The organism is Microbacterium arborescens, assembly GCF_049707515.1.
Taxonomy (GTDB): Bacteria; Actinomycetota; Actinomycetes; order Actinomycetales; family Microbacteriaceae; genus Microbacterium; species Microbacterium arborescens_B.
The window spans coordinates 1-18,016 of record NZ_JBNAFI010000007.1 but is presented as its reverse complement, the minus strand read 5'-3'; the positions used below and the strand labels follow the sequence as shown (position 1 = coordinate 18,016).

Sequence of the window (18,016 nt, the reverse complement as noted above, 5' to 3'; positions counted from 1 at the left end):
AATCGAAGGCATGTCCGTCACCCCGACCCGCGTCCCCCCGGAGGAGCGCCTGGTCAACCTCGTCGTCGCTCTGATGGCGACCGAGCAGGGAGTGACGAAGGAGACCATCCTGGGCTCGGTCTCGGGCTATCGCGAACAAGCCGAGTCCGGCGCCCGTCGCGAAGCGCTCGAGAAGATGTTCGAACGCGACAAGGAGAATCTGCGCGGTCTCGGCATCCCCATCGAGACCATCGGCGACTACGCCGATCCCGACGACCTGCGCGAGGCCCGGTACCGCATCCCGCCGACCGAGTACGAGCTGCCGGCGGACATCGCGTTCACTCCTGCTGAGCTGGCCGTGCTCACGCTGGCCGGGGGCGTGTGGGGCGAGCACACCCTGTCGGCCGGTGCCCGCTCGGGGCTGCGCAAGATCCGATCGCTCGGAATCGAGGTCGACGAGCCGATCATCGGCTTCGCGCCGAGGCTCGATCTGCACGACGCATCCTTCCTGCCGCTGCAGCGTGCCATCGAACAGGCCCGCGAGGTCGAGTTCGACTACCTCCGTCCCGGATCGGAGCATCCGCGGCGCCGGCGCGTGCGCCCGTTCGCGCTCGTGGAGTTCGAGGCGCGCTGGCACCTGTACGGATGGGACACGGGGGTGGATGCGGAACGGACCTTCCTGCTCTCGCGCATCGTCACGGATGTCGTCGTGACTCGTCACGCGTTCGACGGTGCCCTGCGTGCCGGCGCGGGCGAGCGTGCCCTCGCCGGTCTCCGCGAGGTCGCCGGCCGCCAGAATGCGACCGTCACGGTGGTGCCCGGTACCGAGGCGGAGCTCCGGTTGCGGCGCCGTGCGCGCGGCGACGGATCCGGCGGACGCCAGCTGCGCATCCCCTTCGTCGACCTCGAGGTGTTCGCCGACGAGCTCGCGTCGTACGGCCCCGAGGTGCTCGTGTCCGAGCCGGTGGAGCTCCGGGACGCGGTCGTGCGCCGGCTGCGCGGTGCGCGGGATCGAACGGCGGTGGCATCGTGAGCGGTCAACCGATCGTCGCGACCGATCGCGCCGCCCTGATCCTCCAGCTCGTGCCCTATCTCATCGCTCAGGGCGAGGTGACGGTCGCCGACGCTGCGCGCGACTTCGACGTCTCACCCGACCAGATGCGTTCGATGGTCGAGAAGCTCACCGTGATCGGGCTGCCCGGTGAGGGGGGCTTCTGGCAGATGGCGAACGACCTGTTCGACATCGACTGGGATCTCCTCGATCGGGAGGACCGCATCGTCATCACCAACACCGTGGGACTGGAACGATCGCCTCGACTGACCGCGCGTGAGGCCGCTGCCCTCCTCGCCGGGCTGCAGTTGGCCGCTGCCGTCCCCGGCGTCGGCGAGAGCGGCGTCGTGCAGGGGCTTCTGGCCAAACTCGCGCGCGGCGCCGGCCAGACCCCCGCCGAGGTCATCGTCGCCCCGGCTCCCGTCGACGATGTTCGCGAGACGGTCGCGCGGGCCGTGCGCGAGCGCGTGGCCGTCGCCTTCACCTACACGGCCCCCGACGCGCGCCCCACGACCCGTACGGTCGACCCTGTCAAGGTGACGATCTCCGGGGGTCAGTGGTACCTCCAGGGGTGGTGCCACACTCGCCGGGCCATGCGCACCTTCCACCTCGACCGCGTGACCGAGCCGGCGCTCACCGACATTCCGGCCGCACACTCGTCCGAAGCGGTGCCGGAGCTGTTCGAGCCCACCGACGACGAGGTCGTCGCCGAGATCCGATACGCACCGCACGCGGCATCGGCGGTGGGGGAGTTCCTCACCACCGCCCAGGTTCGCGACGAGGGCGGATCGCACCGCGCACTCATCCGCGTGGCCGATCCCCGCTCGCTCAAGCGCCTGGTGGCGCGCAGCGGCGGAGCCGTCGAGGTCGTCTCGCCGGCGGAGGCCAGTCGCGCGGCGCACGACTGGGCGCAGGCGGCGCTCGAGCAGTACCGCTGACGAGCCGCCCCGGCGGCGTGGGGCTAGACTGAGCGAAACGATCGACGAGGAGACGCTATGAGCAATCTGTTCGCAGGCCCGCACCTGTGGATCCTACTCATCGTCATTCTGCTGCTCTTCGGTGCCGCGAAGCTGCCGGCACTGGCGAAGAGCATGGGACAGTCCGCCCGGATCTTCAAGGGTGAGATGAAGGCCATGAAGGACGACGACACGACCGCCGGCACCACCGCCTCGACGGCTGCCGACGTTCCCGTCGAGAAGCCCGCGGAACCGAAGACCGGCCCCGCAGCACCCGCTCCGTAGCTCCGCGTGGTGACGGCTGAGCGCACGCGCTCAGGGGCGGACGGCGCGCCCCGGCGCGACAAGCGCATGTCCCTCGGACAGCATCTCGTCGAGCTGCGGCGACGCCTCATCATCTCGGCGCTCGCTCTCGTGGCCTCGATGGTCGTGTCGTTCTTCCTGACCGACTGGATCATCTGGGCGATGACCGAGCCCATCCGTGTCGTCGCCGACCAGCGGGGCGACGGCGAAGCGGTCAAGCTGATGTACTCGACGATCACGGGTCCGTTCGACATGCGACTGCGGATCTCGTTCTCCGTCGGCATCATCCTGTCCGCTCCGATCTGGCTCTGGCAGATCTGGGCGTTCCTCATGCCGGGGCTCACGCGCAAAGAGGTGCGATACACCGTCGGATTCGTCTCCGCCGCGGTGCCGTTGTTCTTCGCCGGCGTCTTCACCGGCTGGCTCGTCATGCCGCACATCGTCGAGATCATGGCGACGTTCTCGCCCGAGGCCTCGGCGAACTTCTATGAAGGCAAGTACTACTACGACTTCGTCTTCAAGCTCCTGCTCGTGGTGGGCATCGCCTTCATCATCCCAGTGTTCCTGGTGGCCCTGAACTTCGCGGGGATCATGAGCGGCAAGGCGATCCTGAAGGGTTGGCGCGTCGCCATCCTCATCGCGGTCGTCTTCTCGGGTCTCGCCACTCCCGCCGCCGACATCGTCAGCATGCTGATGCTGGCCTTGATCCTGACGGTCCTCTATTTCGCCGCCGCGGGGCTGTCTCTGCTCCTCGACCTGCGGCGGTCGCGTCGAGCTCCGGTGCTCTCGGTGCCCGGTCCGCCTCCGACGACCGATCCGATCCCGTGAGCGACGCGAGTCCCTCCGAACGGTTCCTCGCGGCCCAATCCGCTCGGGCGCATCCACTGAGCGCAGCGTTCGCGCAGATGCAGCGCTTCGACCTCGACCCGTTCCAGATCGCGGGCTGCCATGCGCTCGAGGACGGACGCAGCGTCCTCGTGGCCGCGCCGACGGGGGCGGGCAAGACGATCGTCGGCGAGTTCGCGATGCACCTCGCGATGCTCGAGCCCGGCACCAAGGCGTTCTACACGACGCCGATGAAGGCGTTGTCGAACCAGAAGTTCCGAGAACTCGTGGAGGTGTACGGGCCCGACGAGGTGGGGCTGTTGACCGGCGACACCAACATCAACGGCAACGCCCGCATCGTGGTCATGACCACCGAAGTGCTCCGCAACATGCTGTACGCCGACTCGCCCGCCCTGCGGGGCCTGCGTTTCGTCGTGATGGACGAGGTGCACTACCTCGCCGACCGCTTCCGCGGAGCGGTGTGGGAAGAGGTCATCATCCATCTGCACCCATCGGTGCGGATGGTCGCGCTCTCGGCGACCGTGTCCAACGCCGAGGAGTTCGGCGACTGGCTCGACACGGTCCGCGGCGACACGGCCGTCGTCGTCTCCGAGATCCGCCCCGTGCCTCTCGAGCAGCACGTGCTCGTCCGCGGCGATCTCCTTCCACTCTTCGATGATCGCGCGGGCGTCGCGACGGCCCAGGTGAATCAGGAGCTCACCCGTCTCCGGTCGCCCCACGGGCAGCGATACGACAGCGGCGGGCGTAGCCAGGGGTACCGCAGCGGTGGCGGCCGCGAGGCCCAGCGCCCGCACCGGGGCGGGAAGCGGGCGGTGCGCCCCTCGACGACGCAGCGGATCGAGCGTCTGGACCGACCCGACGTGGTCGACCTGCTCGCGCGGGCGAACCTCCTCCCGGCGATCTTCTTCATCTTCAGCCGTGCGGGCTGCGACGGCGCCGTGCAACAGGTGCGCCGGTCGGGTCTTCGCCTCACGACCCCCGAGGAGCGCGACGAGATCCGCGCCGTCGTCGAACGCCGCACGTACGCCCTGGCGCAGGAGGACCTCGCGGTGCTGGGGTTCTGGGAGTGGCGCGACAACCTCGAGCGCGGTGTCGCGGCGCACCACGCCGGCCTCCTGCCCGCGTTCAAGGAGGTCGTCGAGGAGCTCTTCCAGCGGAAGCTGGTGAAGGCGGTGTTCGCGACCGAGACGCTGGCGCTCGGCATCAACATGCCGGCGCGAACCGTGGTGCTCGAGAAGCTCGAGAAGTTCAACGGTGAAGCGCGCGTCGCCATCACGTCGGGGGAGTACACCCAGCTCACCGGTCGCGCGGGCCGGCGCGGCATCGACGTCGAAGGCCATGCCGTCATCCAGTGGACCGAGGGGCTCGATCCGCAGGCGGTCGCAGCCCTCGCTTCACGCCGCACCTATCCGCTCAACTCCAGCTTCCGCCCGACGTACAACATGGCGGTGAACCTCATCGACCGGTTCGGACGGGATCGCGCGCGCGAGATCCTCGAGTCGTCGTTCGCCCAGTTCCAGGCCGATCGGTCGGTCGTCGGCCTCGCGCGGCAGGTCAAGGAGAAGGAGCAGACGCTCGAGGGCTATGCCCGTTCGATGACCTGCGACCGGGGCGACTTCGCCGAGTACTCCGGCATCCGGCGCGAGCTCAGCGACCTCGAGAAGCTCAACCGCAACGACCGCACCGCCCCGGCCCGCATCCGGCAGCGCCGCCAGGACCAGCTCGCCGATCTGCGGAAGCGGATGCAGCGGCATCCGTGCCACGACTGCCCCGACCGCGAGCACCATGCGCGCTGGGCGGAGCGCTACTGGCGGCTGCGCCGGGACGTCCAGAAGCTGCGCCAGCAGATCGACACCCGCACGGGTACCGTCGCCCGCGTGTTCGATCGCGTCGTCGACGTCCTGACGGCGCTCGACTACGTCACGGTCGACGCCGGCGGCGACACCTCGCTGACCGCCGCCGGCGCGACCATGCGGCGCATCTACGGAGAACGCGACCTGCTCGTGGCCGAGGCCCTCCGCCGGGGCCTGTGGCGCGACCTCGACCCCGCGGGCCTGGCCGCCCTCGCGTGCAGCCTGGTGTACGAGCCCCGCCGCGAGGGTGACGGGCCCGGCGAGTACGGGTTGCCGCGCGGCGCATTCCGCACCGCTCTGACCGAGACGCAGGAGCTGTGGGCGGTCCTGGACGACCTGGAGCGGGACCACCACTTGCCCGGGACCGAGCCGGTCGCCACCGGGCTCGCGAAGGCGATGCACTCGTGGGCGCGCGGTGTCATGCTCGACCGCGTTCTGCTCGAGGCCGACATGGCCGCGGGCGACTTCGTCCGGTGGGCGAAGCAGACGATCGACCTGCTCGATCAGCTCTCGCTCGTCGCCGACGCCGACCTGGCGCGCACGGCACGGTCGGCTCTCGAGGCCGTCCGGCGGGGCATCGTCGCATATTCGGGCGTTTAGGCTCGATCACGTGCCCGACTCGTCTCCGGCCGCGGTGCGGCCCTTGATTCCGCTGTGGCTGGCGCTGATCGGCGCGGCGGTGGGTGGGGCGGTCCTCGACGCCGCCTTCCCTGACATCGGGTGGTGGCCGCTGGCTTTCGTCGGGGTCGCCTTCAGCCTGGTCGGTCTCATCGGTCGCTCCGTCTGGGGTGCCGTCGCGGTCGGCGCGGTCTTCGGCGCATCCTTCTACTTCATCCACATCTCCTGGATCACGCGCTACCTCGGCGCCCTCCCGTGGTTCGGCCTGGCCGGCATCGAGACGGTGTTCTTCGCGGCAGGCTCGATCCCGATCGCGCTCGCGTACCGCTGGCTGCCGCGACTCCGCGCAGGCACCTGGGCGCGCCTCGTCGCACTGCCCGCCCTGGTGGCGGGCCTGTGGACGGCCCGCGAGCTCTTCATGGGGTCTTGGCCGTACACGGGCTTCCCCTGGGGCCGGATCGGGATGAGCCAATCGGAGAGCCCTCTCGCCCACATCGCATCGTGGACGGGGGTGGCCGGTCTGACCTTCCTCATGGTCTTCGTCACCGCGGCCGTCATCGAATGGCTGCGGCTCGGCCGATGGCGCCGCATCCGCACCGCGATGCCCGCGGCCGCCGTCGCGCTCGCCCTGGTCGCGGTGCCCGCCTTCCCGACGACGGATGCCGGCAGCTACCGCATCGGTGCGGTGCAGGGGAACGGTCCGACGGGCTACTTCGACGACCGCGAGCCATATGATGTGCTCCGGTCGCAACTCGGCGCGACGCAGCCGATCATCGACGAGCCGATGGACCTCCTCGTCTGGCCCGAGGGCGGCATAGACGGCGATCCGATGTCGAACGCGTCAGTCGCCGACACGCTCGACCGGCTGTCGGAGCGCGTCGGCGCGCCGCTTCTCGTCAACGCTGCAACGCAGCGCGGGGACGACGTCTTCAACACCTCGATGCTCTGGCAGGCCGGCGCCGAGAACCCGGTGGCGATCCACGACAAATCGCGTCCGGTGCCGATGGGGGAGTACGTGCCCGACCGTTGGTTCTTCGAGCTCATCGTGCCCGACCTGATCGGGTTGATCCAGCGCGAGTACACCCCCGGGACCAATGCGCCCTTCATGGACGTCTCCGGAGTCGGGGTGGGACTGGCCATCTGCTTCGACGTGCTCTACGACGACGTCATCTGGTCGGGCGCCCACGACGGCGCACAGCTCTACGTCTTCCAGACCAACAACGCCGACTTCCGCGACACCGACGAGAACCTCCAGCAGCTCGCCTTCGCGCGCATGCGCGCCATCGAGACGGGCCGTTCGGTGGTGAACATCTCCACCGTGGGCACGAGCCAGGTGATCGCCCCGGACGGACGGGAGCTCGACGGCCTGCCGGCTGCCGAGGCGGGCGCCATGATCACCGAGGTGCCGCTGCGCTCGGGACTCACCCCCGCCGTCATCATCGGCGGAGCCGTTCAGGTCGTCCTCGGGTGGGGAAGCATCGTCGCGCTCGTCTTCTGCGGCATCTCCATCGCGTTCGCGCGTCGTCGCCGCGACGCCAGGCCCCGGGCATGAGAACGCCGCCGGTCCCGAAGGACCGGCGGCGTTGGCGCAGAGCTGGAGGCTCAGGCGCTCAGTCGGGAACCCCGGCGCTCGCGGAGCAGCGCGAGACGCTCCTCGAGGAGCTCTTCGAGCTCGGGGATCGTGCGGCGCTCGAGCAGCATGTCCCAGTGGGTTCGGGCGGCCTTGTCGCCCGAGTGATCGACCTCGACGACGTTCTCGCCCACGCGCAGGAGAGCCTCGGCGCCGCACGCGCGGCATTCCCAGGTCTCGGGCGCCTCCGCGTCGGCGGCGAACGTCATGACGGTCTCGTGCGCACAGCGCGAACACACGTACGTGTGGTTGACCCGGTCGTGGAAGACGACGCCCTCTTCGCTCTGTAGGCTCGAGGCGCCGAGTCGGATGCCGCGCAAGCTGCGGTCTGCCATTGTGTGGTCCTCTCGTCGGCTATCAGTTGTAACGTGCGCGGCTGTGTGCATCATCCGAACGGCGGGTGGTCTTCGGGGTTTCACAGCCGATGTTCAGCGTGTCGGGGTATTCAGCGCTCTCCCGCCGCGACGCTCAGCGCGCGGTCGGCCCGGTCGGTGACGAGGCCGTCGACGCCGGCCGCAAGCAGGCGCCGCATGTCGTCCGCGTCGTTGACCGTCCAGACGTGCATCTCGACGCCCGCGCGGTGGACCGCGCGGATCATCCGGGGGGAGACGACCCGGATCGGTCCCCGTCGCTCGGGAACCTGTACCGCATCGATGCCGCGCAACGCACGACTCATCAACCATGGCACACCCGAAGCGACGGCGGCGACGAGCGCCGCGATCCGGATCGTTCCGGCAGACGTCGCCGGTCGCCCGCCGGCCGACCGGGCGGCTGTGAGAGCGCGTCGGCGATGCCGGTCGGAGAAGCTCGTGAGGAGGACGCGGTCGGCGTGCGGGGCGACCAGCCGGCCGACCGCTTCGGCCGCCGCATCCGCCTTGACGTCGAGGTTGAAGCACAGCGACGGGAAGGCATCGAGCGCCTGCGCGAGCGTCACGAGGCCGCCGCGATCGGCCATCAGCGCTTCGAGCTCGCGGTCGCCGACGTCCGCGATGCGGCGCGGATCGCCCGCGACCCGAGCCAGATCGGAGTCGTGGAACAGGATGACGGTCCCGTCGGCGCTGAGGTGGCAGTCCGACTCGACGTAGCGGACACCCAGCGCATGGGCTGCAGCGAAGGCCGCGAAGGTGTTCTCGACGATGCCCTCGGAATCGGCGGGCACGTAGCCGCGGTGAGCGAGGACGCGGGGCCTCTCGGAGGCGAAATAGGGGTGCGTCACGGGGCCGGCGGCGCCGAGCGCTCCGCTGGCGGGACCGGTCGCTCCGTGCGGCCCGCCGCGAATCCGGCGCTCATGCTCTTGAGCGCCTCGGTGAACTCGCTGGGGATGATCCACAGCTTGCTCGACGCGCTCTCGCTGATCTTCGGGAGGGTTTGCAGATACTGATAAGCCAGCAGCTTGTCGTCGGGGTTGCCGTCGTGAATGGCCTGGAACACCTGCGCGATCGCGGCCGACTCGCCCTCGGCGCGCAGGATCTGGGCCTGCTTGTCGCCCTCGGCCTTGAGGATCTCGGCCTGTCGGCGCCCCTCGGCCTCGAGGATCTGAGACTGCTTCGACCCCTCGGCCGTCAGGATCGCGGCGCGCCGGTCGCGCTCGGCGCGCATCTGCTTCTCCATCGAGTCCTGGATCGAGGTGGGCGGGTCGATCGCTTTCAGCTCGACGCGCGACACCCGGATGCCCCACTTGCCCGTCGCCTCATCGAGCACGATGCGCAACTGACCGTTGATGTTGTCGCGGCTGGTCAGCGCCTCTTCGAGGTTCAGGCCGCCGACGACGTTACGGAGCGTGGTCGTCGTGAGCTGCTCGACGGCTCCGAGATAGTTGTTGATCTCGTAGGTCGCCGCCCGGGCATCGGTCACCTGGAAGTAGACGACGGTGTCGATCGAGACGACCAGGTTGTCTTCCGTGATCACCGGCTGCGGCGGGAACGACACGACCTGCTCGCGCATGTCGACCAGGGGGAGGACCCTGTCGATGAAGGGCACGAGGAGATTGAGTCCGGGGGCGAGCGTGCGCTGGTAACGCCCGAGCCGTTCGACCACACCCGCATAGGCCTGCGGGATGATGCGGATCGAGCGGAAGAGCACGACGATGACGAAGATCGCGAGGACGACGAGCAGGACGATCACGAAGATCTGCCCGATGAAAGCACCGACATCAACCACGGGCGTTCTCCTTCGGATCCGAGGCGGGGGAGGCGACCTCGACGGTGGCGCCGCGCACGGCACGGACGACGAGGCGGCAACCGACGGCGACGTCGGCGACGTCATCGACGAGACGCGCCGTCCACGTCTCGCCGTTGTCGAGCTTGACGGACCCAGCGCCGTCGACGAACGGGACGAGGACGCGTGCGCCGATCCCCGGGAGGGCGTCGACGTTGGTCGGGATGTGCCCGCTGCTGCGGTGTAGGGCGCGCAGGAGCAGCGGACGGATCGTGAAAAGCAGGAGCGCCGACACGGCGGCCGCCGCGGCGACCTGCAGCCACCAGGGCGCTGAGAGGAGGTTCGTGCCGAGGCCGCCGACGAGCGTGCCGCCGGCGAGCATCAGGAAGGTGAACTCGAGCGTGAGGAGCTCGACGATCACGAAGATCAGGGCCAGCACGAGCCACGCTATCCACAGATACTGCGTGAGATCGGGCAACATCGGCGCTCCTTCGTCCCTGGTCCGAACCTACCAGTCAGGGGTCCGATCGGGGCCGGTTGATAGGCTCGTGCGGTGCCGGCGATCTGCCGTGCCGAGAGCCTTTTCTTCCCCGCAGGAGCGCCCCATGACTCAGCCCCTTCCCGCCGGTACCCTCACCGGTCGCACGGCACTGGTGACCGGATCGTCGCGCGGTATCGGCGCCGACACCGCGCGTTACCTCGCCCAGGCAGGGGCGAACGTCGTGATCAACTTCCGCAACAAGGCCCCGCGGGCGGAGAAGCTGGCAGCGGAGCTGCGCGAGCTCGGCGTCGAGGTGCTCGTCGTGGGAGCCGACCTCACCGACCGCGCCTCCGTCGAGGAGATGTTCGCCGCCGTCCGCGAGACGTTCGGTCACCTCGATCTCCTCGTGCTCAACGCTTCCGGCGGCATGGAGGGCGGGATGGCCGAGGACTACGCCCTCACGCTGAACCGCGACGCGCAGGTCGGCGCCCTCGAGGCCGCCCTCCCGCTCTTGGAGGACGGCTCGCGCGTGGTGTTCGTCACGAGCCACCAGGCGCACTTCATCCGCACGACGCCGACGATGCCCGAGTACGAGGCCGTCGCGCTCTCCAAGCGCGCGGGCGAGGACGCACTGCGCGAGCGCATCGGCGAGCTGACCGAGCGCGGCATCGGGTTCGTCGTCGTCTCGGGCGACATGATCGAGGGGACCATCACGGCGACTCTGCTGGAGCGCGCCAACCCCGGCGCGATCGCCACCCGCCGCGAGTCCGCCGGCAAGCTCTACAACGTGTCGGAGTTCGCCGCGGAGATCGCCCTCGCGGCGGTCGAGCCGATTCCCGCCGACAACACCCGCCTGGTCGGAGACATCTCGTCCTTCGGCGGCGAGTGAGCGTGCGCCCCGCCGACATCGAGTCCCTCGTCGCCGTCGGACGTCCGACGATCGCCGCTGACGGCTCCTTCGCCGTCTTCGCCACCTCACGACCCGACCTCGCCTCCAACCGGAACGTCGGGCAGCTGTGGCGCGTGGACCTGCCCGCGGGCGAGCCACACCGTCTGACGCGGGGCGTCGCCGACACGGCCCCCCGCCTCTCGCCCGACGACAGCCGCATTGCCTTCCTGCGCGGAGATGCCGCCGGCAAGCCGCAGATCCACATCATCGCGGCATCCGGGTCCGAGGCGGTGCAGGTGACCGACGCGCCGCTCGGCGTGGGTTCGTTCGCATGGTCGCCCGCGGGAGACCTGCTCGCGTTCACCGCGCGGGTTCCCGAACCCGGACGGTACGGCGCGGTCGAGGGGCTGTCCGCCGAGGCGGAATCGCCCCGGCGGATCACGGGTGTGCGGTGGCACGCCAACGGCGTGGGGTACATCGCCGACCGGCCGAGCCAGATCTTCGTCGTGGCGGCGTCCTCGCCGGACTCCGAGCCGGCGTACGATCCTGCGCCGGCCGTGTCCGCCGAGCCCCGAGCAGCCCTCCGTCGGGTTCCCGAGGAAGGGCGTCAGCTCACCTCGGGCCCGGTCTCGTACGACGGCGTCGTCTTCACCGCCGATGGGTCGGAGATCCTCACGACCACCGACGAGATCGAGCACGACCGCCGCGACCTGCGTTCACCGCTCCTGGCCATCCGTGTCGATGGCACGGGGGAGCGGGTCGTCCTGTCCCCGATGCTGTCGATCAGCGATGTCGCGATCGCTCCGGACGGCGGTATCGCCCTGCTGGCGTCGGACCCCGGGCCGAACGGCGTCGATTTCGTCGCCCCCGGCGTCGCCCTGTGGTTCCTCGACGGTGACGAGCCGCGCCGACTGACGGATCCCGAGACGATCGATCTCGGCGAGGTCGGCTCGCACATCACCGCCGTCGGCGACGACTTCCTGGTGCAGAACCGCACCCGCGGCGAGGTGCACCTCCTTCGCGTCTCCCGCGACGGCGCCGTCACACGGATCCGTGGCGGCCTGGAGGTCGTCGGCCATGCGGCGGATGCATCCGGGGAACGCATCGTCTGCGCCGCTGCGACGGCCCGGTCAGCCGGCGAGCTGCTCCTGCTCAACGCCGCCGGCGTCGAGGCGCGCCTGCTGACCTCGTTCGGCGACGGGGCCCGTCGCGCCGGATACGTCCTCCCGCGCGAACTCGAGGTGACCGCGCCCGACGGATACCCGGTGCACGGGTGGACGGCGGTCCCGAAGGGTGACGGGCCGTTCCCGGTGCTGCTGCAGATCCACGGCGGTCCCTACGCCTCCTACGGCATCCATCTGTTCGATGAGACCCAGGTGCTCGTCGACGCCGGCTACGCGGTGGTGTACTGCAACCCGCGGGGGAGCGCCGGGTACGGCCGTGCCCACGGCCGCAGCATCCGCGGGCGCATGGGGACCGATGACCTCGGCGACGTGCTCGCCTTCCTCGACGGCGCCGTATCGGCCGACTCGCGGCTCGACGGCGACCGCGTCGGCATCATGGGCGGATCGTACGGCGGCTATCTCACGGCCTGGGCCATCGCGCACGATCACCGGTTCGCCGCGGCGATCGTCGAACGCGGCTTCCTCGACCCCGAGACCTTCCAGGGGACGAGCGACATCGGCTCGTTCTTCGGCGACGAGTACGTCGGCACGGACGCCGCGGCGATCCGGGCGCAGAGCCCGATGGCGGTGGTCGATCAGGTGAGCACGCCGACCCTCGTCATCCACTCGGAGCTCGACTTCCGGTGCCCGCTCGAGCAGGCGACGCGCTACTACACGGCGCTGCGCCGCCAGGGGACCGAGACGGAACTGCTCGTCTTCCCGGGTGAGGACCACGAGCTGACCCGGTCCGGCCGGCCGCGCCATCGCATCGAGCGATTCGAGGCGATCCTCGACTGGTGGGGACGCCACCTCCCGGCGTGACGTCCCGCGCCGGTCACGGGCGGAAGGACAGCCCGCGGAAGATGTTGACGATCCCCAGGGCGACGGCCGAGATGCCGAGCAGCCACCACAGGATGAACGCGCCCCACAGCGGCGAGAACAGCAGCATGACGCCCGCGATGATCGAGAGGATCGCGAAGGCGATGGTCCAGCCGCGCGACGAGGACTCACCGACGACCGACAGCGACACCGCGCCCTCGACGATCCACAGGATGCCCACCAGGACACCGAGGAAGAGCGCGAACGACACGGTGAACGCGGCGAGGTTCGCGAACGCCACGACACCGACGACGACGAAGAACACGCCGAGGGCGATGTGCCCGACGCGCGACCATCCGCGCTTCGTGCGCGAGAGGATCCCCAGCGCGGCGTAGACGAGTCCCGCGACGATCGCATACGCCGCGATGATGCCCGTCAGGACCTGGGCCGTCCGACCCGGCCAGATCAGGATCAGCAGGCCGAGGACGAGGGCGAGGATGCCGCTGACGATGAACGTCGTGCGCAGCGACTTCACGAATCTCCCGGCGAGATCTTCGGCATGGGTCATGATGGATCCTCCTTCGCGGGGCTTCACCTCCCCGGCACGCCACACGTTAGTGCACCGGGCAGTGGGGCGTCAGAAGCCCTGCTGCACGGCAGCGACGGAGGCCGGGGGAGTCCGACGCCGCTCGAGGCGAGCGCCTCAGCCGAGCACGAGCGTCGCGCCGAGCAGGATCGGGACGCAGCCGAGCGTCGTGAGGAAGACCGTGTCACGCGAGATGGTCTCGCCGATGTCGTACCGCTGCGAGAAATTGAACACGTTCTGCGCCGTCGGCAGCGCGGCGAGCACCGTCACGGCGAGGACATCCGCAGGGGAGAGGTCGAAGACGAAAACGGCGACCGCCCAGGCGATGACGGGCATCAGGACGAGCTTCAGCCCCGAGGCGAGCAGGATGTCGCGCCGACGGCCCGACGCCGAGAGAACGCGCTGGCCGTGCAGCGACATCCCGTAGGCGATGAGCAGAACCGGGACGCACGCGTCGGCGACGAGCTGCAGTGGATCGAGCACGATGGGCGGCAGCTGCAGCCCCGAGACGGACACGATGACGCCGGCGACCGAGGCGATGACGATGGGATTGCCGAACGTGCGCTTGAGGATCGGCAGCGGACGTCGCTGACCGGTGGTCACGGCCTCGAGGATCGCCATCGTGATCGGTGTGAACACGATGAGCTGCATGAGGATGACCGGTGCCGGAAGGGCGGCTGAGCCCAGCAGATAGAGCGACAGGGGGATGCCGATGTTGTTCGAGTTGACCTGCCCGGCCGAGAGCATGCCGATGAGCGTCTCGCCGACGGAGCGCCGCCAGGCCAAGCGCGCGATGAGCGCGTAGACGACGAACACCGACACCGCCGCGATCGCCGAGACCGGCAGCAGGGCCGAGAACAGCGTGGAGACGTCCGCCTGCGAGAGCACGACGAACAGCAGGAACGGAGACAGGACGAAGAAGATGAGGCGAGCCAGCACCGGGCGACCGTGCGGACCGAGCAGGTCGATACGACCGATGACATAGCCCAGCGCGATCGCGACGCCGACGACGACGAATCCGGTCACGACCTGCACCCTTCGAGCCTAGGGGAGTGCGGGAGCGACCCGTGCGCGGCGGGCGCGCCGCGCGCGTTGACCCGGCTCATAGCTGCGGGTTCGTACCGTGGATCGGACGTGGAAGCGAGGGGCCGAAGATGAGACGCAGCGTGCGATACCTGCAACTGGCGATGATCCAGCTGGCCGCGATCGCCGTCACGATCATCGTGTGCGTGTTCACGGCGTCGGGGCAGTACGCCGATCAGGCGGCCATGGTCGCCGCTTCCGGGTCGAGCAATCCCATGCTGCTCGCGGCGCAGCACGTGAGCGCGAACTACATCCTCGTCGTCGCGGCGGCGATCATGCTCGCGAGCATCGCCGTCGCCCTCGTGCGGCGCCGTTTCGCCGAGGCGACGGCTGCGTGCGTCGTCTTCGTCGGCGCGAGCGTCGTCACGCAGGTGCTCAAACACGAGGTCATCGTCCGCCCGGACCTCGCCGGTGGCTGGGGCGCCTATGGCAACTCGCTGCCGTCGGGGCACGCGACCATCGCGATCGCTGCAGCCTGTGCCGCCCTGTTCGCGGCGCCGACGCGGTCGAAGTTCGTCCTCGCACCCGTGCTGGTCGTGTGGTCGGCCGTCGCAGGGATGGGCGTCATCGCCGCCGGGTGGCATCGGCCGAGCGACGTCGTCACAGCGAGCCTCGTCGTGGGGTTCTGGTGCTCGATCGCTGCGCTGGTCGTCAGTGCAGCCCGCCGCCGCGACGACAACACACGCGTTGCGCCCACGACCGCGCAGAATCGGTCGCGTGGACTCACGCCGGTGCTGACCGTCGGCGCCGCGGTCACGGCGATCGCGCTGTGCGCGTCGTACGCGTCAGGGTCCGGGCGCACACTCGCGACGGCGATCCTCACGGTGTCGACGATCATCGCGACGGTTCTGGGGGCTCTGTCCGTCAGTGCCGGGATGCCGGCGGTGCGGGCGCATACGGCCCGTCGAACCGCTTCCGCATAATCCGATAATGCACATTATGTCAGTTCGAAGTGCGCGGCAGCCGGTGCCTACTCCTGCCACGGTCCCCGTGCTTCAACCACGCCGCACGCGCGAGAGGTCGTCGGGATCCGCAGAGAACACCTCCTCGACCGAACGGTCGAAGACGGCCGCGATCCGCATGGCGATCTTCAACGTCGGCTCGTAGCGACCGTTCTCGAGCGACACGACCGTCTGACGAGACACGTTGATGCGATCCGCCAACTCGGCCTGGCTCCACCCGCGCTCGGCACGCAGCACGGGAAGACGGTTGGTGATCATCCTTCCTCACCGCCCCAGCGACCCCAGGCGAACGAAACCATCCACGTCAGCCCGGCCACGGCTGCCGGCACAGCAGCCGTGAGTCGCGGCATCCCCGTGAAAGCCTCCAGCAGCGAATAGGCGAAGCCCGCCACGACGACCACGAGGACGGTGATCATCGACGCGCGGGCGGCGTCCTGCCGTTCGACACCCTCGGTGTCCCCCGACAACAGGGCGTGCACGACCGTTCCGATCATGAGGACCAGCCCGGAGATCGAGGCGACGGTCACGATCCATCCCGTCGTCGGCCCCAGCGAGTCCAGCGCGGACATGAAACCCATGACGACCGCTCCCGCGAAGAATGCGATCGCGCCTGTTGCAATCGCCAACCACTGCCGTGTGCTCAATCTCGTCATAGTCATGAGTGTAAAGTGCCATTGTCTTTATGATAAGCGACCTGTACATTCAGTGGAGCGGCGCGCGCTGCCCGACGCCCCCGGGTTCGGCGTGGTCGATTCCGCGATGTCACGCGCGCACGGGCTAGCGTCAACGGATGACGACACGGCTGACATCCTCCGACGGCCCGGTGCACTCGTGACCGGCGCTGAGCCGCGACCCGGCCGACGCGTGACGCTCGACCTCCGACGACCGGCCCTTCACCTCATGCCCGGGGTTCGGCCGACCGTCGTGATCGGCGACCGCGGCGAGCCCGCGCAATGGGGCGTCGGGACGTGGCTCGTGCCGGATCACGAGCCTGTCGACGTCTCGGTCTTCCTCTTCAACCGCCTGTGGCGCTTCGGCGAGGCTCGCGCCGTCCTGCAACCGTCCGACGGCGGACTGACCTACCGCGCTCCCCTGCTGCCCGTCGGCCCCGGACGAATCCTGGTCGCGTCGCCCTGACCTGGCATCCGGTGCGGGGCCACCCCGGCCGAACGACCGGGCGCGAGCGGGTGCCGACGCCGGAGTAGCGTGGAGGGGTGATGACGGCGGCTGCTCGGATGAGCACTCCGGGCCTCCGTGCCTGGCTCGTGTGGGGTACGGGCGTCGCCGCATACATCCTGTCGATCACGAACCGCACGTCGCTCGCCGCGGTGGGCGTCGACGCCGCCGAGCGCTTCCAGGCGGATGCCGCGACCCTGTCGATGTTCGCCGTGGTCCAGCTGGCGGTCTACGGCGGGATGCAGATCCCGATCGGTGTGCTGCTCGACCGCTTCGGCTCGCGCCCGATCATGACCATCGGCATGATCCTCATGGCGGCGGGGCAGCTGACCATGGCCCTCTCCCCCAGCGTCGGCGTCGCGATCGTGGCGCGCATGCTGCTCGGCGCAGGCGACGCGGCCATCTTCCCGGCGGTGCTGCGCCTGGTCGCCACCTGGTTCCCCGCCCAGCGCGGACCGCTCATGGTGCAGATGACGGGCATCATCGGCCAGGCCGGTCAGCTCGTCGCCGTCATCCCCCTTTCCGCGCTCCTGCACGCCACGAGCTGGTCGATCGCCTTCGGGAGCATCGCGGGCCTGGGCGTCCTGTTCGCGATCCTGGTGTTCCTCCTGGTCCGCAACCACCCGCCGGAGCTCGACCGCGACGTGAGCGTGAACACCGACACCGGCGCCATCCGGGTCATCACCTCGAGCGTCGACACGGGCGTGGGCATTCGCGCCGCCTGGGCGCATCCCGGAACTCGACTCGCGTTCTGGTCGCACTTCACGACCCCGTTCGCCGGCACGGCCTTCATCCTGCTGTGGGGCATCCCTTTCCTCACCGCCGGCGAGGGGCGCACGCAGGCCGAGGCCACGCTCATCACGACGCTGTACATCTTGGCCGGCATGGCCCTCGGGCCGGTCATGGGCGAGCTCTCCCGACGCATTCCCCATCTGCGCTCGCGAGCGCTCGTGCTTCCTGCCGTCGCGATTCAGCTGGTGGCATGGCTCGCCGTAATCCTGTGGCCGGGAATCGCGCCCGCGTGGCTTCTCATCGGCCTGGCGGTCGCGCTCGCGACGGGCGGTCCTGCATCGATGATCGCCTTCGATCACGCCCGCACGCACAATCCGTCGCACCGGCTCAGCACGGCGACGGGCCTCACCAACGCCGGCGGTTTCCTCGCCGCGCTCATCGCCGTGTTCAGCATCGGCCTCGCGCTCGATCTGCAGGGCGCAGGAACGCCGGCGACGTATTCGCTCGACGCGTTCCGCATCGCCTTCCTCGTTCAGGTTCCGCTGTGGCTCCTCGGCGGCACCTTCATCGCGATCGAGCGCAAGCGCACGCGCATCCACATCGGGATGGATGCACCGCGGCGGGGGCGGCCCGGGGGGTGGCCCCCCCCGCCCCCCCCCCGGGCCCGCTCACGCACGGGGGGGGGGCCGCGCGGGCCGGGGGGTGGGGGGGGGCCCCCGGGCCCACCCCCGG

The 18,016-nt window shown here is 69.8% G+C and carries 19 protein-coding genes; 11 read left to right on the top strand and 8 right to left on the bottom strand.

The annotated features are described in order from the left end of the window. Nucleotides 1–10: 10 nt before the first annotated feature. The 6 genes from ACPYN5_RS13330 (at nt 11) to lnt (ending at nt 7,158) form a co-directional block, all read left to right on the top strand. Entirely contained in the window at nt 11–1,012 is a 1,002-nt protein-coding gene (locus tag ACPYN5_RS13330; protein ID WP_424449479.1) for a helix-turn-helix transcriptional regulator, read from the top strand. Continuing rightward, nucleotides 1,009–1,968 (top strand): helix-turn-helix transcriptional regulator, encoded by a 960-nt coding sequence (locus tag ACPYN5_RS13325; RefSeq protein WP_424449478.1) that lies wholly within the window; start codon nt 1,009–1,011, stop codon nt 1,966–1,968. The genes ACPYN5_RS13330 and ACPYN5_RS13325 overlap by 4 nt, the downstream gene beginning before the upstream one ends. A 57-nt stretch (nt 1,969–2,025) precedes the next feature. Beyond that, nucleotides 2,026–2,271 (top strand): twin-arginine translocase TatA/TatE family subunit, encoded by a 246-nt coding sequence (locus tag ACPYN5_RS13320; protein WP_424449477.1) that lies wholly within the window; start codon nt 2,026–2,028, stop codon nt 2,269–2,271. Between the two features lie 66 nt (nt 2,272–2,337). After that, complete coding sequence (gene tatC / locus ACPYN5_RS13315) at nt 2,338–3,117, top strand: twin-arginine translocase subunit TatC (protein ID WP_424449476.1); 780 nt, start codon at nt 2,338–2,340, stop codon at nt 3,115–3,117. After that, nucleotides 3,114–5,588, top strand: a complete 2,475-nt coding sequence (locus ACPYN5_RS13310) for a DEAD/DEAH box helicase (protein ID WP_424449475.1) — start codon at nt 3,114–3,116, stop codon at nt 5,586–5,588. Before tatC ends, ACPYN5_RS13310 begins: the two co-directional genes overlap by 4 nt. Nucleotides 5,589–5,598: 10 nt before the next feature. Further along, entirely contained in the window at nt 5,599–7,158 is a 1,560-nt protein-coding gene (gene lnt / locus ACPYN5_RS13305) for an apolipoprotein N-acyltransferase (protein WP_424449474.1), read from the top strand. 50 nt (nt 7,159–7,208) lie between these two features. Here the strand turns inward: lnt and ACPYN5_RS13300 are convergent, their stop codons facing one another. The 4 genes from ACPYN5_RS13300 to ACPYN5_RS13285 all read right to left on the bottom strand — a co-directional run bounded on the left by ACPYN5_RS13300 (nt 7,209) and on the right by ACPYN5_RS13285 (nt 9,874). Further along, nucleotides 7,209–7,571, bottom strand: coding sequence for an RNA polymerase-binding protein RbpA (locus ACPYN5_RS13300; RefSeq protein WP_424449473.1), 363 nt, complete (start codon nt 7,569–7,571; stop codon nt 7,209–7,211). A gap of 110 nt (nt 7,572–7,681) precedes the next feature. Beyond that, on the bottom strand, nt 7,682–8,452 hold the full coding sequence (locus ACPYN5_RS13295; RefSeq protein ID WP_424449472.1) for a glycerophosphodiester phosphodiesterase family protein: 771 nt from the start codon (nt 8,450–8,452) through the stop codon (nt 7,682–7,684). Next, nucleotides 8,449–9,396 carry an SPFH domain-containing protein gene (locus ACPYN5_RS13290; RefSeq protein WP_424449471.1) on the bottom strand — a complete coding sequence of 316 codons (948 nt, stop codon included), beginning with the start codon at nt 9,394–9,396 and terminating at the stop codon, nt 8,449–8,451. The genes ACPYN5_RS13295 and ACPYN5_RS13290 overlap by 4 nt, the downstream gene beginning before the upstream one ends. Next, entirely contained in the window at nt 9,389–9,874 is a 486-nt protein-coding gene (locus tag ACPYN5_RS13285; RefSeq protein WP_424449470.1) for an NfeD family protein, read from the bottom strand. Before ACPYN5_RS13285 ends, ACPYN5_RS13290 begins: the two co-directional genes overlap by 8 nt. 124 nt (nt 9,875–9,998) lie before the next feature. On the opposite strand from ACPYN5_RS13285, the gene ACPYN5_RS13280 reads away from it, so the two are divergent. Beyond that, entirely contained in the window at nt 9,999–10,763 is a 765-nt protein-coding gene (locus tag ACPYN5_RS13280; protein WP_424449469.1) for an SDR family oxidoreductase, read from the top strand. A gap of 2 nt (nt 10,764–10,765) precedes the next feature. Further along, on the top strand, nt 10,766–12,748 hold the full coding sequence (locus ACPYN5_RS13275) for a S9 family peptidase (RefSeq protein WP_424449672.1): 1,983 nt from the start codon (nt 10,766–10,768) through the stop codon (nt 12,746–12,748). A 13-nt stretch (nt 12,749–12,761) separates the two neighbouring features. Here the strand turns inward: ACPYN5_RS13275 and ACPYN5_RS13270 are convergent, their stop codons facing one another. Next, nucleotides 12,762–13,313, bottom strand: coding sequence for an HdeD family acid-resistance protein (locus ACPYN5_RS13270; protein ID WP_424449468.1), 552 nt, complete (start codon nt 13,311–13,313; stop codon nt 12,762–12,764). Nucleotides 13,314–13,448: 135 nt separating this feature from the next. Then, nucleotides 13,449–14,357, bottom strand: a complete 909-nt coding sequence (locus tag ACPYN5_RS13265; protein ID WP_424449467.1) for an AEC family transporter — start codon at nt 14,355–14,357, stop codon at nt 13,449–13,451. Between the two features lie 128 nt (nt 14,358–14,485). Between ACPYN5_RS13265 and ACPYN5_RS13260 the strand changes: the two genes are divergently transcribed. Beyond that, entirely contained in the window at nt 14,486–15,337 is an 852-nt protein-coding gene (locus tag ACPYN5_RS13260) for a phosphatase PAP2 family protein (RefSeq protein WP_424449466.1), read from the top strand. A gap of 72 nt (nt 15,338–15,409) precedes the next feature. Here the strand turns inward: ACPYN5_RS13260 and ACPYN5_RS13255 are convergent, their stop codons facing one another. Then, entirely contained in the window at nt 15,410–15,634 is a 225-nt protein-coding gene (locus tag ACPYN5_RS13255; RefSeq protein WP_424449465.1) for a helix-turn-helix transcriptional regulator, read from the bottom strand. Beyond that, on the bottom strand, nt 15,631–16,029 hold the full coding sequence (locus tag ACPYN5_RS13250; protein ID WP_424449464.1) for a hypothetical protein: 399 nt from the start codon (nt 16,027–16,029) through the stop codon (nt 15,631–15,633). Before ACPYN5_RS13250 ends, ACPYN5_RS13255 begins: the two co-directional genes overlap by 4 nt. A gap of 247 nt (nt 16,030–16,276) precedes the next feature. Between ACPYN5_RS13250 and ACPYN5_RS13245 the strand changes: the two genes are divergently transcribed. Both ACPYN5_RS13245 and ACPYN5_RS13240 read left to right on the top strand, forming a co-directional pair. Continuing rightward, complete coding sequence (locus tag ACPYN5_RS13245; RefSeq protein WP_424449463.1) at nt 16,277–16,513, top strand: hypothetical protein; 237 nt, start codon at nt 16,277–16,279, stop codon at nt 16,511–16,513. 98 nt (nt 16,514–16,611) lie between these two features. Further along, nucleotides 16,612–18,016 (top strand): MFS transporter (locus tag ACPYN5_RS13240; RefSeq protein WP_424449462.1); only part of this gene is annotated, 1,405 nt, incomplete at its 3' end.

Bases quoted from the DNA above. Each gene is read 5' to 3' on its own strand.
- ACPYN5_RS13330 (WP_424449479.1), top strand. From the start codon at position 11: ATGTCCGTCACCCCGACCCGCGTCCCCCCGGAGGAGCGCCTGGTCAAC.
- ACPYN5_RS13320 (WP_424449477.1), top strand. From the start codon at position 2,026: ATGAGCAATCTGTTCGCAGGCCCGCACCTGTGGATCCTACTCATCGTC.
- tatC (WP_424449476.1), top strand. From the start codon at position 2,338: ATGTCCCTCGGACAGCATCTCGTCGAGCTGCGGCGACGCCTCATCATC.
- ACPYN5_RS13300 (WP_424449473.1), bottom strand. From the start codon at position 7,571: ATGGCAGACCGCAGCTTGCGCGGCATCCGACTCGGCGCCTCGAGCCTA.
- ACPYN5_RS13285 (WP_424449470.1), bottom strand. From the start codon at position 9,874: ATGTTGCCCGATCTCACGCAGTATCTGTGGATAGCGTGGCTCGTGCTG.
- ACPYN5_RS13280 (WP_424449469.1), top strand. From the start codon at position 9,999: ATGACTCAGCCCCTTCCCGCCGGTACCCTCACCGGTCGCACGGCACTG.
- ACPYN5_RS13270 (WP_424449468.1), bottom strand. From the start codon at position 13,313: ATGACCCATGCCGAAGATCTCGCCGGGAGATTCGTGAAGTCGCTGCGC.
- ACPYN5_RS13260 (WP_424449466.1), top strand. From the start codon at position 14,486: ATGAGACGCAGCGTGCGATACCTGCAACTGGCGATGATCCAGCTGGCC.
- ACPYN5_RS13255 (WP_424449465.1), bottom strand. From the start codon at position 15,634: ATGATCACCAACCGTCTTCCCGTGCTGCGTGCCGAGCGCGGGTGGAGC.
- ACPYN5_RS13250 (WP_424449464.1), bottom strand. From the start codon at position 16,029: ATGACGAGATTGAGCACACGGCAGTGGTTGGCGATTGCAACAGGCGCG.
- ACPYN5_RS13245 (WP_424449463.1), top strand. From the start codon at position 16,277: ATGCCCGGGGTTCGGCCGACCGTCGTGATCGGCGACCGCGGCGAGCCC.